At 69.5% G+C, this 13,811-nt stretch carries 15 protein-coding genes; 13 read left to right on the top strand and 2 right to left on the bottom strand.

Going from position 1 to position 13,811, the window contains the following annotated elements:
- The first annotated feature begins 183 nt into the window (after positions 1-183).
- Both IW249_RS30185 and IW249_RS30180 read left to right on the top strand, forming a co-directional pair.
- Positions 184-894: a ThuA domain-containing protein gene (locus IW249_RS30185; protein WP_196923885.1), complete on the top strand. Its 711-nt coding sequence runs from the start codon at positions 184-186 to the stop codon at positions 892-894.
- The gene (locus tag IW249_RS30180; RefSeq protein ID WP_196923884.1) at positions 864-1,979 is read left to right on the top strand and encodes a Gfo/Idh/MocA family protein; all 1,116 of its coding nucleotides are present in this window, start codon (positions 864-866) and stop codon (positions 1,977-1,979) included. Before IW249_RS30185 ends, IW249_RS30180 begins: the two co-directional genes overlap by 31 nt.
- Positions 1,980-2,154: 175 nt before the next feature.
- On the opposite strand, the gene IW249_RS30175 is transcribed toward IW249_RS30180, so the two are convergent.
- Positions 2,155-3,096, bottom strand: coding sequence for a phosphotransferase (locus IW249_RS30175; RefSeq protein ID WP_196923883.1), 942 nt, complete (start codon positions 3,094-3,096; stop codon positions 2,155-2,157).
- Positions 3,097-3,232: 136 nt separating this feature from the next.
- Between IW249_RS30175 and IW249_RS30170 the strand changes: the two genes are divergently transcribed.
- The 3 genes from IW249_RS30170 to IW249_RS30160 all read left to right on the top strand — a co-directional run bounded on the left by IW249_RS30170 (position 3,233) and on the right by IW249_RS30160 (position 5,175).
- Complete coding sequence (locus tag IW249_RS30170; protein WP_196923882.1) at positions 3,233-3,589, top strand: DNA polymerase ligase N-terminal domain-containing protein; 357 nt, start codon at positions 3,233-3,235, stop codon at positions 3,587-3,589.
- Between the two features lie 59 nt (positions 3,590-3,648).
- Positions 3,649-4,323, top strand: a complete 675-nt coding sequence (locus IW249_RS30165) for a hypothetical protein (RefSeq protein WP_196923881.1) — start codon at positions 3,649-3,651, stop codon at positions 4,321-4,323.
- A gap of 117 nt (positions 4,324-4,440) precedes the next feature.
- Positions 4,441-5,175: a VOC family protein gene (locus IW249_RS30160; protein ID WP_196923880.1), complete on the top strand. Its 735-nt coding sequence runs from the start codon at positions 4,441-4,443 to the stop codon at positions 5,173-5,175.
- A 41-nt stretch (positions 5,176-5,216) separates the two neighbouring features.
- Here the strand turns inward: IW249_RS30160 and IW249_RS30155 are convergent, their stop codons facing one another.
- Positions 5,217-7,280: an amylo-alpha-1,6-glucosidase gene (locus IW249_RS30155; RefSeq protein WP_269215500.1), complete on the bottom strand. Its 2,064-nt coding sequence runs from the start codon at positions 7,278-7,280 to the stop codon at positions 5,217-5,219.
- Positions 7,281-7,841: 561 nt separating this feature from the next.
- On the opposite strand from IW249_RS30155, the gene IW249_RS30150 reads away from it, so the two are divergent.
- The 8 genes from IW249_RS30150 to IW249_RS30115 all read left to right on the top strand — a co-directional run bounded on the left by IW249_RS30150 (position 7,842) and on the right by IW249_RS30115 (position 13,774).
- On the top strand, positions 7,842-8,174 hold the full coding sequence (locus IW249_RS30150) for a TraR/DksA family transcriptional regulator (protein ID WP_196923878.1): 333 nt from the start codon (positions 7,842-7,844) through the stop codon (positions 8,172-8,174).
- Between the two features lie 156 nt (positions 8,175-8,330).
- Entirely contained in the window at positions 8,331-9,374 is a 1,044-nt protein-coding gene (locus IW249_RS30145; protein ID WP_196923877.1) for an aromatic ring-hydroxylating dioxygenase subunit alpha, read from the top strand.
- Positions 9,371-9,589: a hypothetical protein gene (locus IW249_RS30140; RefSeq protein WP_196923876.1), complete on the top strand. Its 219-nt coding sequence runs from the start codon at positions 9,371-9,373 to the stop codon at positions 9,587-9,589. The genes IW249_RS30145 and IW249_RS30140 overlap by 4 nt, the downstream gene beginning before the upstream one ends.
- Positions 9,586-10,539, top strand: coding sequence for a PDR/VanB family oxidoreductase (locus tag IW249_RS30135; protein ID WP_372433012.1), 954 nt, complete (start codon positions 9,586-9,588; stop codon positions 10,537-10,539). Before IW249_RS30140 ends, IW249_RS30135 begins: the two co-directional genes overlap by 4 nt.
- Before the next feature lie 30 nt (positions 10,540-10,569).
- Positions 10,570-11,331, top strand: coding sequence for an IclR family transcriptional regulator (locus IW249_RS30130; protein ID WP_196923875.1), 762 nt, complete (start codon positions 10,570-10,572; stop codon positions 11,329-11,331).
- A 113-nt stretch (positions 11,332-11,444) separates the two neighbouring features.
- Complete coding sequence (locus tag IW249_RS30125; protein WP_196923874.1) at positions 11,445-12,371, top strand: SDR family oxidoreductase; 927 nt, start codon at positions 11,445-11,447, stop codon at positions 12,369-12,371.
- 51 nt (positions 12,372-12,422) lie between these two features.
- Positions 12,423-13,304, top strand: coding sequence for an amidohydrolase family protein (locus tag IW249_RS30120; protein WP_196923873.1), 882 nt, complete (start codon positions 12,423-12,425; stop codon positions 13,302-13,304).
- Positions 13,305-13,321: 17 nt separating this feature from the next.
- Positions 13,322-13,774 (top strand): MaoC family dehydratase, encoded by a 453-nt coding sequence (locus IW249_RS30115; protein ID WP_196923872.1) that lies wholly within the window; start codon positions 13,322-13,324, stop codon positions 13,772-13,774.
- Positions 13,775-13,811: the final 37 nt, after the last annotated feature.

Genomic DNA, 13,811 nt, shown 5'->3' with positions numbered 1-13,811 from the left:
GCGTCGTTCGTGGTGCGGCCCGAGCAGACCGGGCACAGTGGAATCCGCAAGCCCGACGTCCGTCGGCTTTGTCGGCGACGACGGGTACGGTTTTGGTGCTCGACACGCATGGGCATCGGCGGCACGTCGCCGGAGCGGAAGCGGCCAGCCCGGTGGCGACGGGAGCCGTGGGAGGGAGCGAGGGTGGCGCAGCGCAGAGCATTGGTGGTTCGGGGCGGTTGGGAGGGGCACCAGCCGGTCAAGGCGACCGAACTGTTCCTGCCCTTCCTCGAAGGTAGCGGCTATGCAGTGCGGGTCGAAGAGTCGCCGGAGATCTACGCCGACGCCGCCGAGATGGCCGAGACCGACCTCGTCGTGCAGTGCATGACGATGTCGCAGATCACCGCGGACCAGGTGGCGGGTCTCAGCGCGGCGGTCATCGCCGGTACGGGCTTCACCGGCTGGCACGGCGGCATCGTGGACTCGTTCCGCGCGTCATCGGAATACCTGCACCTGGTGGGCGGCCAGTTCGCGACCCATCCGGGTAAAGAGCCGTGTGAGCGTCACGGCGGCCCGGAGGACAACTTCCTGCCGCACACGGTGCGCATCACCGACCTTGGCCGGGAGCACCCGATCACCGCCGGCATCGAGGACTTCGACCTGGTCACCGAGCAGTACTGGGTGCTGCACGACGACCTGATCGACGTACTGGCCGTCACCACCCACCCGACCCAGGCGTGGCACCCGTGGCACCGTCCGGTCACCTCGCCGGCGATCTGGACCCGACTGTGGGGTGCCGGACGGGTCGTCGTGACGACCCCCGGGCACAGCCTCGACGTGCTGGAACACGCGGGCGTCCGTACCGTCATCGAGAGGGGAATGGTGTGGGCGACCCGCACCGCGTCGGCGTCGTAGGTCTCGGGGTCATCTCCCGCGCCTACCTGGACACACTCGCGGACCACCCCGACGTGAGCATCGCCGCGGTGGCCGACCTCGACGCCTCCCGGTCGGCCGCGGTCGCGGCCACGATTCCCGGAGCCGAGGCGATGAGCGTCGAGCGCCTGCTGGCCCGTCCGGACGTGCAGACGGTGCTCAACCTCACCATCCCCGCGGCGCACGCGGACATCTCGCTGGGTGCGATCGACGCCGGCATGAACGTGTACGTCGAGAAGCCGCTCGCCGTGACGTTTTCGGACGGCCGCTCGATCATCGAACGGGCCGCTTCGGCCGGCGTCCGCGTCGGGTGCGCGCCGGACACAGTCCTGGGTACGGGTACGCAGACGGCGCGGGCGGCGATCGACGGAGGGCTCATCGGACGCCCGATGTCCGCGTCGGCCGTCATGGTCACTCCGGGGCACGAACGCTGGCATCCCAACCCCGACTTCTACTACGCCCCGGGTGGCGGCCCGATGCTGGACATGGGGCCGTACTACATCTCGGCGCTCATCCACCTGCTCGGGCCGGTCCGGGCGGTGACCGGAGCCGCCAGCCGCCTCCGCGCCGAGCGCGTCATCGGCTCGGGCCCGCGCACCGGCCAGCGGATCCCGGTGGGGGTGGACACCCACCTCACCGGCGTCCTCGAACACGCCAACGGTGCGCTCTCCACCATCACGACGAGCTTCGACGGCGTCAAGACGACGGCCGCACCGATCGAGGTGCACGGAGAGACCGGCACGCTCGCCGTACCCGACCCGAACTACTTCGACGGCGAGGTCCGCCTCTTCGCGCTCGGCGGCACCGAATGGCGCGCCCTCGAACCGCGGGCCGGCTACGCCGAGGGTTCCCGGGGCATCGGTCTGCTCGACCTTGTCAGGGCCGACGATCAGCGTCCGTCGCGCGCCGGAGGCGACGTCGCACTGCACGTCCTCGAAACGATGACCAGCCTGCTCCGGTCCGCGGCGGAAGGCCAGCGGATCGAGCTGACGACGACGGCACAGCGGCCGGCACCGGTTCCGCTCACTCCGCTTGAGGACTGGAAGGCGTACGCGAAGACACGCTGACGAGGGCCGGACCGGAATTGTCTTGGTCATCGTGGGAGGCCGAAGTGGTGGGCGAGCGAGGCGCGCAGCGTGGCGGCGTCCCCGGCGGACCAGGCGATGAAGCAGTCGGGGCGTACGAGGCGCCACGCAAAATCTATCCCCCGCAGCGGGTGCCGGCCGATCCCGCCCCGACACGTCACACACTGTCCGGTACGCCGTGCCGAACCCAACGCCGGACCTGGTCGGCGGCTTGGTCGGCAACGCCATGCCCCAGAGGGCGAGTCAGCAGGTCACTCAACGCGAACATGTCCAGGACCCGCCCCACATAGGTCCAGTTCTGCACCAGGGGCAGGTCTGCGGGCTGCTGCTCGGCGAAGCCCGCCTGGAAGCCATCCAAGAATCCGGCGGGGTGGTCAGCGCCGAACCGGGCCATGTTCGCAGCATCGCCATACGGGCAACCGGAATAACTGAACTCCCAGTCGAGCAGCGCATCCACTCGCCAACCGCCGCCCACCCGAGAGACCAGGATGTTCTTCGGGTTGATGTCGGCATGTACCAGCCGAGTCTGACCGTCGATGCCTTCCAGCGCCGTCGCGTGAGCCGCGCACAACATCACCCAAGCACGACGCGTCTCGCCGTCGAGCCGGCTGTCGGGAACGGCAGCCATACAACCCTCGGCGACCTCGACCAACTGCTGCGACCAGGGGCGCTCCTCCTTGACGGTGAGATCCCCGTTCACGAAGAAACCTCGTCGGTCGAACGTCGCACCAGCGACTCGCGCGACGACCCGTCCGACTTCCGCCCCCAGCTCACCCGCCTCCAACCGCCCAAGATCACCCCTGGCGAGCACACCACTCAGCAAGACGCCGTCCACATACTCGATGACCATCGCGGGGCGCACCCGCCCGTCTCCGGCGGGCAAGACCAACAGGACGTCCGGGACCGGCACATACCGGCGGGCGACGTCCATGACCCCCGCCTCAACCGTCGGATCGGTTCCTCCGAACCGGGCAACGACCCGACGGTCAGCAAGCGTGAGAAGGCAGGTCTCGTGAGAGAAACCGCCCGCCAACACCGATGTCGCCACGACCCTGCCACCCAGAGCCGCCGCGATCCCCTCAACTTCCTCGATCCGCATCGACCCAGTCAATCAAGACACCACGACACCCGAGTCTCGGCGCTCATCCAGCTGCTCAGGACTGGCAGGCGTGCCAGGCTTCGTGAGGTGGTCGGGTTGACAGGCGGAAGAGCCGGTGGGCACCGAGAATGGGAACGTGGCACCCGCCTTCGTCCTGCACCACCACCGTAAACCGCGACCGCACTTCGACCTGCGGCTCGAGGAGGACGGTGTGCTGCGCTCGTGGGCGGTGCCGCGCGGTCTGCCGGACAGCCCCAGCGACAACCGGCTCGCGATCGCCGTGCCCGACCACGACCTCGCTCACCTCACCTACGAGGACGTCGACAAGTCGATCGCCGACATCGGCACCTGGGAGGAGCACGCTCGCACCGAGCGGCGGATGCTGTTCACACTGCACGGCCGCGCCGGCCGCCGGCGGTACGCGCTCATCCGCACCGGCGAGGGTTGGCTGCTGCACCTGACAAAAGAGCAGCCTCCGGACGAGAACAGATAGACGGCGACCGAGGGGTCTGGGCAGCTCGGTGCTGAACAGGTGCGGCATAGGCTGCCCAAGTGAGCTACGACCTGTACTTCTGGACGTCCGGGGCGACAGAGGATCCTCGTCAGCTGGCGGATCGGCTCGCGGACGAGTCGGCGGATGGTCTCGTGTCGGATGACGGCGTCCTGGCTTTTCGTGCCGAGCTGCTGCACCGCTGGCCGGACCTTGCCGACATGATCGCCCCGTGGCATGACGATCTGGGTTGGCGGCAGCCGTGGGGCCACACCGGCCTCGCCGATCGATTCGTCGGCCTGACGCTACCCCATGGGTGGGAAGGCACCAGCGCTCTTCCTGTGCTGGCCAGTGCCCACGGGCTCGACTCGTATGACCCGCAGTTGGATCAGCTGGTGTCGGCCGGATCGCAGCCGCTCAGCGGGGCGATCCACGACGGCGTGGCGCACGTCGAGGGATGGGTGACCGAGGACCACGTCGTGCGGTTGCTTCGCCAGATCAGCACCTACATCGGTTACGCGTACGACGATCTCGACGAGGCTGCCCTGGTTGGCGCGCTCGACGACACGAACGACGAGACAGCTGACCGCTGGTTCGAGTACCCGCTGGTCGGCACACCCACGGTGGTGGTCCGGCTGGCGCGGTCACCCGGTAGCGCGGCTGTCACTGTGATCGTCGAAGGCAGCATGGATCTGGTGCTGGCCGCGCGGATAGAGACTGTGCTCGACCTGCTGTAGCGCCGTGCAGGCGCGGGACACGTCGTGACGTCGTGAGCGGTGGTCCAGGACGGCGCGTCCGCACATGGGGTGGGGTGGGTGCCACCGCCGACTCGATGGGGCCCTAGCATCGCCGGCATGGCGACACGGCTTGTGCAGATCAACATGAAGGCTCGGGACGACTCCGCGTTGGGCGGGTTCTGGGCGCAGGCGCTCGGTTGGGAGGTGTCCAGTGAGGGACCCGGCGTGACCAATCTCGAACCCGAGGGCTTCGTCTACCCCGACCCCGTCGCAGTCTGCATCGACCTCGTCGTCTCCCAGGAGCCCAAGACGGTGAAGAACCGGGTGCACGTGGACCTCGCCACCACCTCGGCGGCCCACCAGGCGCAGGTGGTGGCCCGCCTGAAGGATCTCGGCGCCACACCTGCCGACGTGGGCCAGGGTGACGTGCCATGGACGGTCATGGCCGACCCGGAGGGCAACGAGTTCTGTGTGCTGGACCCCCGACCGCTCTACCGGGACACCGGACCGATCGCCGCCGTAGTGGTCGACTGCGCGGATCCGCGAGCCATGGCCCGGTTCTGGAGCGAGGCCACGGACTGGACAGTGCACGAGGTGACCGACAAGGGTGCGCGACTGCGCTCCGCCAAGGGCGTCGGCCCCTATCTGGAGTTCGTCCGTACACCCGACGTGAAGAGCGGATGGAACCGCGTCCACCTCGACGTCCGCCCGTACCCCGGTGACGACCCGGAGGTCGAGGCGGCCCGGCTGCGGAGTCTCGGCGCGGCCCCCATCGACCTGGGCCAGGACGTCCCGTGGAGGGTGCTCGCCGACCCGGAGGGCAACGAGTTCTGCCTCCTCACCCCGAGCTGACCGTCCCACCACGGGTCGGCCTGAACGACGAGCGCCGCGTTTCAGGCCGAGGAACTCGGCCCTGACGCGGACGCCTCGACCGTCTGCCGAGCACCGTGGACGGCAACCCCGGTCAGCCGGATGTTCCCCAGCGCCTCGGGAACGTGCGGATCGGTGGCGAGGATCCCGTCGTTGACGTCGAGCCCGAGCATCGTCCGCAGGAACAGCAGGGGAGCGCCGCTGGCCCAGGCCTGGGGATTGCAGGCGGTGGGGTACGGCACGGGTCGTCGGCCGAGCGAACGGTCGTACCCGGAGATGGCTTCGGGCAGGCGGTGCTCGAATTGGGCGGCGGCCTCCAGCATCGCCATCGCGATGCGGTTCGCGGCGTCGCGGTGACCGTACCGGGCGAGCCCGGCGGCGATGATCGAGTTGTCGTGTGGCCACACGGTCCCGAGGTGGTAGCCGATGGGGTTGTAACCCACGTCCTCGGTGGAGAGGGTCCGGACACCCCAGCCGGAGAACATCTGGTCGGACATCAACTGCCGGGCCACCGCGGCGGCACGATCCGGCGGGACGATGCCGCTCCACAGCAGGTGGCCCATGTTCGAGGTCATCGAGTCGATGGGGCGCTTGTCGGCGTCGAGACCGATCGCGTAGTAGCCGCCGCGGGCAGGCAGCCAGTAGTCGCGGTTGAAGCGCTCGCGCAGCTCGGCGGCCTCGGTACGCAGCCGTCGCGCCAGTGCGTGGTCGGCCCACGGGCCGTCGGCGAGTTGCGCGGCGCGCAGCTTCGCGTCATAGGTGTAGCCCTGGATCTCACAGGTCGCGACCGGCAGGGTGGGAAGGCTGCTGTCGGCGAACTGGACCCCGTCCGGTGAGTCGCGCCAGCAGTGGTTGCGCATGCCTTCGGGGGAGCGGGTGGCGTACTCGACGTATCCGTCGCCGTCGCGGTCTCCGAAGTTGTCAATCCACCGCAGAGCGGCGTCGGCGTTCGGCCGCAACCGCTGGACCAGCGCGTCGTCGCCCGTCCACCGCCAATACTCGGAGAGCAGGATGAGCCACAGCTGGGTGGTGTCGGCCGCGCCGAAGCACGGGCCGTAGGGCATGATGCCGAGCTGCGTCAGCTCGCCGGATCGGAACTCGTGGAGGATCTTTCCCGGTTCCTCGTCGCTGAAGTCGTCGACGGCGGTGCCCTGGTGCGCGGCGAGAGTGACCAGCGCGCCCCGGGCGACGTCGGGTCCGCAGCTGACGCTCTGGTAGGCGGTGATCAGAGTGTCCCGTCCGAAGACCGCCAGGAACCAGGGCATACCGGCGGCCAGCAGAACGACCTGCTCACCCCGAATCTCCTTGGCGATCCGCATCGACACCAGGTCACTGGCCGACTTGTGGTACACGTCGCGCAACAGGTCTGATTCCGCGCTCAGGTGTGGCTTGTTGGCCCTCCACCGCCAGGCTGCGTCGTCAGCGCCGGGATCCTGCTCTTCGCCGAAGGTGCGGCTGGCCGGCTGGTAGTCCCTGCCCCGACAGTTCAGCAGCACCCGCAGCTCACAACCCCAGGTCTGACCTCGCCCCAGGTGCACATCCCAGACCAGTGCGTCGCCCTCGACCCGATCGGCACGCGGCTCGGCCTCCACCGTGGTGACGGCCGACCAGTGCGAATTCTGGTAGGAGAAACGCAGCGCCGAGCCGTCCGGCCGGTGGGTCCGCCGGATGTCGGCCAGCCTGCTCCGTCCCGTTCCCTTTATCTCGAACAGATCAGCGAAGTCCGCGCCGACATCCAACCGCAGACGCACGGAGACCGGCTCGGCACCAAAATATTGCACAGTTATTCGCTCATGCATGCCGTCGCCGACGAACCGTTCCCGTCGCACGCCGACCCGGTTCGCCGCCAGGCCCTCGATTTCAGGGTTCGCGAGAAAGAAGGCCGCCGAGTACGGATCGACAGGGTTCGCGCTGAGGACGAGCGGAGCCTTCCCGTCGACTGTCAACTCCCAACGGCTGAGATAGCGGGTGTCGTCGTGCACCAGACCAGCGATGGAGTCGGCCGGCACGTCCCCGGCCGGATTGGACAACATGAAGGTCCGGCCTTCGAAAATGCCGACAGCGTCCGAGCCCAACTCCGGCGGCATGTCGCGGTTGGCGCCACCGTGAGCCTTGTCGGGTTGTTGCGTCGTCGACGGGGACCCGGACGGTGTCGATTGAGATTGCATGGCATTCTCTCCCCCCGGTAGGCAGGGCAGAGACCCCGCCACGCACCGCAGTCTAGGACTCGAAAAGATGACCTCGCTGCCATATCGAAGGGCGCCCACCGGGTTCGGGCAACGGCCCTATTGCGGCGAAAAGCGGCAGTTCGAGGCCGGAATGAGGCCCCACCGGGGACGTTGGCATTGGGGCAACGTCGCTCTATGGTGGGGGCATGCCGCCGGTGACCTTCCGCTCGCCCGCCGCCACCGAGGTGGCGGTGGGCGGTGCTGTCCGCGTGCCGACGGCGACCCGCCCCAAGGCCGACATGCGGGTGCCGGTCGTCCGCGCGCCGCACACCGTGCCCACGCACACACAGTCGAGCCTGGTGCGAACCGGCCGAGGCCCACCCGCGGAGTCGTTGCATACCCAGAACGACCGCCAGGGCGAAGCTATCCAAGCTTCGGCCCTTTTTGTTTTTCCCGCCCATTCCCCTTGAAAGGCAGATCATGAGCGTCGATCATCGTCGTACTCCCGACCAGAGTTGGCTGGCTGACCTGCGAGCGTCCCTGGCGGACGACTTCGCCACCCAGACGGCTCGGCTGCGGGAACTGACCGAGCTCAACGCGGACACCGGCGACCCCGGCGAGGCCCACAACCAGGCTGCGCTGCTGCTGGCCACCCGCCAGAACATCGAGCAGATCACCGGTGCGCTGAGCCGGATCAGCGACGGCACCTACGGTGCCTGCCAGAGGTGCGGCCGGAGCATCCCGGCCGAGCGGCTCGAGATCCTCCCGCACGCCCGCTTCTGCGTGCCGTGCCAGGAGAAGCAGAACAGGTGACCCCGCGGTATGGCTGCCGCGCCGCCGGCACGGCAGCCATACCGTCAGGCGTGGGAGGCCGGCCTTTCATCCAGTGAAAGCTCCGGTTCCCCAGCGGGGACAGCGCACGGGACGATCCGGCTCCATCGACGTCCGTCTGCATGGAGGTCCGGTCGCATGACATTCGCGCGTAACCAGTGGTATGTGGCGGCCTACGGCAGTGAGGTGGGGCGGGATCTGCTCGCTCGTACGGTGCTCGGTGAGCCGTTGGTGCTGTACCGCACCGGCGCCGGGAAGGCGGTGGCGCTCGCCGACCGGTGCGTGCATCGGCGCTTCCCGCTGTCGGAGAGCCGGCTCGACGGCGACACGATCGTCTGCGGTTACCACGGCTTCACCTACGATCCGACCGGCGCATGTGTCTTCGTACCCGGTCAACAGCGCATACCGCGCACCGCGCGGGTGGCCTCGTTTCCGGTGGTGGAACAGGACTCCTTCATCTGGGTCTGGATCGGCGACCTGGACCGGGCCGACCCGACCGCGATTCCCCGCGCGCCGTGGCTGGCCGACCCGCGCTACGCGGTGGTGCGGGGCATGGCGCCCCTGAACGCGCGGTACGGCCTGCTGGTGGACAACCTCCTGGACCTGTCCCACGAGACCTACCTGCATGGCGGTTACATCGGTACACCGGAGGTGGCGAACACTCCGATCACCACCGAGGTGGACGAGGACCGGGGCATCGTCTACGTCAGTCGGCACATGGACGACGCCCAGTGCCCGCCGTTCTACGCGCGCTCGACCGGGATCCAGGGCCGGATCACCCGGTGGCAGGACATCGAGTACCACCCGCCCTGCCTCTACCTCCTGCACAGCCGGATCGCACCGCAGGGTGTCTACCCGCCCGCCGACGGCGAGGACAGCGAAGCGTTCCACGCCGAGATCGTGTACGCCATCACCCCGTCGACCGAGCACACCACCTATGACTTCTGGGCCGTGGCGCGCGACTTCGCGATCGACGACGAGTCGGTCAGCGAGTACCTGCACCACAGCAACCACACCGTTGTCATGCAGGACGTGACCGCGCTCAACATCCTGGAGCAGGTGATCGCGACCGAGCCGGACAGGTATCAGGAGTTGAGCATCAACATCGACACCGGCGGTCTGGCCGCGCGCAGGCTGCTGGCCCGGATGGTCGGGCCGGGGACGGTGGGAGCGGCGCGGTGAGGACCCGAGCAGGCGCCCTCGGTGGGGATCGGGTCTACCGGATCCACTGGGTGCCGGGCACCGACACCCTGCGCGGGATCTGCCACTGCGGGGCCGAGCGCCTCGCCGAGGATCCGGTCGAGTTGTGGGAGTGGCTGCTCGCCCATCCGGAGGGCCATCAGGGCGTGGCCGGGCCGGCGCCCGGACCGCCGAGAACGCTGGCGATGCGCGAGTGACAGTGGACGTTCTGATCGGTGTAGAGCTGGTGGTCGCCGGCCGGGATCAGGTGGCGGCCGAGGTCGTGGCGATCCGCCTGAGTCGGGCGGATGGTGGTGACCTGCCCGAGTGGACGCCGGGCGCGCACATCGACCTGGAGTTGAGCGCCGGGCTGGCCCGTCAGTACTCCCTCTGCGGCGACCCGGCGGACCGGTCCGTCCTGCGGATCGCGGTGCAGCGCGAACCGAACGGACGCGGCGGCTCCCGGCTGGTGCACGAGCGGCTCACCGTCGGCGCGACCGTCCGGGTGAGCGGGCCGCGCAACACCTTCCCGCTGGTCGCGGCCCGGCGTTACCTCTTCGTCGCTGGTGGCATCGGTATCACCCCCATCGCACCGATGGTCGCCGCCGCCGACGCCGCGGGCGCCGACTGGCGGCTGGTGTACGGCGGACGCAGCCGCGCCACCATGGCCTTCGCCACCACCCTGCGGGAGAAGTACGGCGACCGGGTGAGCCTGCACCCGCAGGACGAGACCGGGTTGCTCGACCTGGTCGGGTTGCTGGGTCGGCCCGGCAACGGACTCGTCTACTGCTGCGGCCCGGAAGCGCTGATCACCGCGGTCGAGGAGCACTGCCGCGCCTGGCCACCCGGCTGCCTGCACGTCGAGCGGTTCACCGCACGGGGCGACACCGGCGCTCCAGAGACGACGATCGAGGTCGAACTCGCGCTTTCCGGGCGGACGGTGACCGTCCCGCCGGGCACGCCGATCCTGCAGGCGGTCGAGGAGGCCGGCGTGCAGGTCCTCTCGTCCTGCCGGGAGGGCACCTGCGGCACCTGCGAGACCCCGGTGCTCGCCGGCGTGCCGGAGCATCGCGACAGCCTGCTCACCGAGGAGGAGCGGGCCGCCGGGGACACCATGATGATCTGCGTCTCCCGGGCCCGTACGCCCCGACTCGTGCTGGAGCTGTGACTGCCCGGCGTGGGCGAGGATGATGACGGGGTGCGCGCAGAACCGGGACGGTCGGTGACGAGCAAGGTGCTGGCGCTGCTCGACGCGTTCAGCCCGGCCACCCCGGCGTTGACATTGAGCGAGTTGGCCCGTCGTACCGGGCTGCCCCTGCCCACCGCGTACCGGCGGGCTGCGGAACTGGTCGCGTGGGGGGCACTGGAACGCGGCGACGACGGGCGGTACCGGATCGGTTTGCGGCTGTGGGAGGTGGGCTCGCTCGCCCCGAGGGGCCTGGGGCTGCGCGAGTTGGCCCTGCCGGTCATGGAGGACCTGTACGAGGTGACCCACGAGAACGTCCAGCTCGCCGTCCGGCAGGACCTCGAACTCGTCTTCATCGAACGGATCGCCGGACGCCAGGCGGTGCCCGTGCTCACCCGGGTGGGTGGCCGTTTCGCGCTGCACGCCACAGGCGTCGGACTGGTCCTGCTCGCCCATGCGCCCGTCGAGGTTCAGGAGCAGGTGCTGGCCGCGCCGCTGGAGCGGTACACCGAATTGACCATCATCGACCCGAAACGGCTGCGTAGCTACCTCGCCGAGGTGCGCCGTGTCGGGTACGCGGTCAGCGACCGCCAGGTCACGATGGACGCCCTCTCGGTGGCCGCACCGATCCGCGTACCGGAGGGTGTGGTGGCGGCGATCTCGCTGGTGGTAGCCCACGACCGGGCGGACCCGGTGGCCTTGGCCCCGTTGGTCCAGGCCGCGGGCCGGGTGGTCTCCCGGGCGCTGAGCAGCTCCACCCGCCCCGCCGTCTGATGTAGACAGACTGCGGATCGTTGACGCCCGATCAAATTCTGCATTACGTTTCCCGTGCGCGTGTTACTCCCCGCCTTCGTGCGCGGATCGGCATCGACGACAGGGAGCACTTCATGTCACTGGACGGCAAGGTCGCCATCGTCACCGGGGCCGGGCGGGGTCTCGGCCTCTCCTACGCGCAGGAGTTGGCGCGGCGGGGCGCCTCGGTGGTGGTCAACGACGTCGATGCCGAGGCTACCGCCGCCGCCGTGGCAGCGATCCAGGCAGCCGGCGGCCGGGCCGTCGCGGTGGTCGCACCGGTAGGCCCGACCGAGACCGCGAAGGAACTCGTCAGCACGGCGGTCGGGCACTTCGGGCGGCTGGACATCCTCGTCACCAACGCTGGCGTCCTGCGCGACACGGTGCTGTGGAAGATGAGCGACGAGGACTTCGACACCGTCATCAACGTGCACCTGCGCGGCACCTTCACCACCGTGCGTGAGGCGGTGCAGCACATGCGGCAGGCCGGCGAGGGTGGGCGGATCATCTGCGTCGGGTCACCCACCGGGCAGCGGGGCACCTTCGGCCAGACCAACTACGCGGCCGCCAAGGCGGGCATCGTCGGCATGGTCCGGACCTGGGCGCTTGAGCTCAAGCGGGCCGGCATCACAGCCAACACCGTCGTTCCGGTCGCCGCGACCGCGATGACCGCCACCGTCCCCTACTTCGCCGCAGCGGTGCGGGCCGAGGCGAACGGCGAGCCGATGCCCGCGTTCTTCCGACACGATCTGGGGTTCGGCACGGCGGACGACGTGGCCGGGCTCGTCGCGTTCCTCGGCTCCGACGCGGCGGCCTCGGTGACCGGGCAGGTGATCGGTGTCGGTGGGGACCGCCTGCAGATCTGGACCCACCCGGAGGCGGCGCTGACCGCGCACCGCGAGGGCGGCTGGACGTACGACGCGCTCGTGGAGGCCTGGCCGACGAGGTTCGCCGGCGCCGCGCAGAGTGTCGGCGAACGCTTCCCGAAGCTCCCCGAGGAGTTCGAGCCCTCGGCCTCCTGACCAGCCCCAGCAGACCAGCCCGCACAGCCCCGCCCGACGAAGGTTGGCCCCATGTACCAGCCCGCGATCGACCTCGACGACGTCACGGCGATCGACATGCACGTGCACATCGAGGTCGACGGCCACGGTCACACCTCACTGCCGGAGCCGCTCGTGGCGGCGGCGTCGGCGTACTTCAAGACGGACGGGCCACGGCCTGCGGTCGACGCGGTCGCGCAGTACTACCGCGAGCGGCACATGGCGGCCGTCGTCTTCACCGTCGACGCGCGTACGCAACTGAAGCACCAGCCACTGTCGAGCACCGACATCACCCGCGCGGCGGCCGAGCACGCCGACGTGCTCATCCCGTTCGGGTCGGTCGACCCGCGCACCGGGGGAGCGGCAGTCGAACTCGCCGACCGGCTGATCCAGGAGGAGGGCGTACGCGGCTTCAAGTTCCACCCCACGGTGCAGGGCTTCGACCCCAGCCACGACGAGTACGCGCCGCTGTGGGGCCTCCTGGAGCGGGCGGGCGTCCCGGCGCTCTTCCACACCGGGCAGACCGGCATCGGCGCGGGTATGCCGGGCGGCCACGGCCTGCGGCTCGGCCTGTCGAATCCGATCCTGCTCGACCCGATCGCGGCCGACTTCCCCGACCTGCAGATCATCATGGCTCACCCGTCGGTGCCCTGGCAGGACGAGGCGTTGTCGGTGGCCACGCACAAGCACAACACCTGGATCGACCTGTCCGGCTGGAGCCCGAAGTACTTCCCGGCCGAGCTGGTGCGCTACGCCAACTCGGTGCTGAAGCGACGGGTGCTCTTCGGCACCGACTACCCAATGCTCACCCCCGATCGGTGGCTTCGCGACGTGCAATCGACCGACCTCAAGCCGGACGTGCTCCCGGGCATCCTGAAGGACAACGCGGCCCGCTTACTGGGCCTCGCCCGGTGACGACGAGAGGAAACGCCATGACGACGACCATCACCTACGACCGGCTCGGCGACCTCGCCGGCACCGATCTCGGCTACACCGGGTACCGCGCTGTCACCCAGGACCAGGTGGACCTGTTCGCCGACGCCACGGACGACCACCAGTGGATCCACGTCGACCCCGAACGGGCGAGGACCGGCCCGTTCGGCGCGCCGATCGCGCACGGCTTCCTCACCCTCTCCCTGGCGGTTCCCTTCTGGACCGAGCTGCTCGAAGTCAAGGGCGTGACCACGAAGGTGAACTACGGCCTCGACAAGGTGCGCTTCCCCGCGCCCGTCGTGGTCGGGGCGCGGGTGCGCATGCGGGCCACCGTCGTCGAGGTCGTCGAGGTGCGCGGCGGCTACCAGATCGCTGTCGACCAGACGATCGAGATCGAGGGCGGGACCAAGCCGGCGGTCGTCGCGCGAGGGCTGTACCGCTTCTACGCCTGAGCCCGGGGGCATCCGTCGAGCCGGGTGAGCACACCAC

Origin of the sequence: Micromonospora vinacea (genome assembly GCF_015751785.1) — a bacterium.
Taxonomy (GTDB): Bacteria; Actinomycetota; Actinomycetes; order Mycobacteriales; family Micromonosporaceae; genus Micromonospora; species Micromonospora vinacea.
This window is presented reverse-complemented; position numbering and strand designations above follow the sequence as displayed.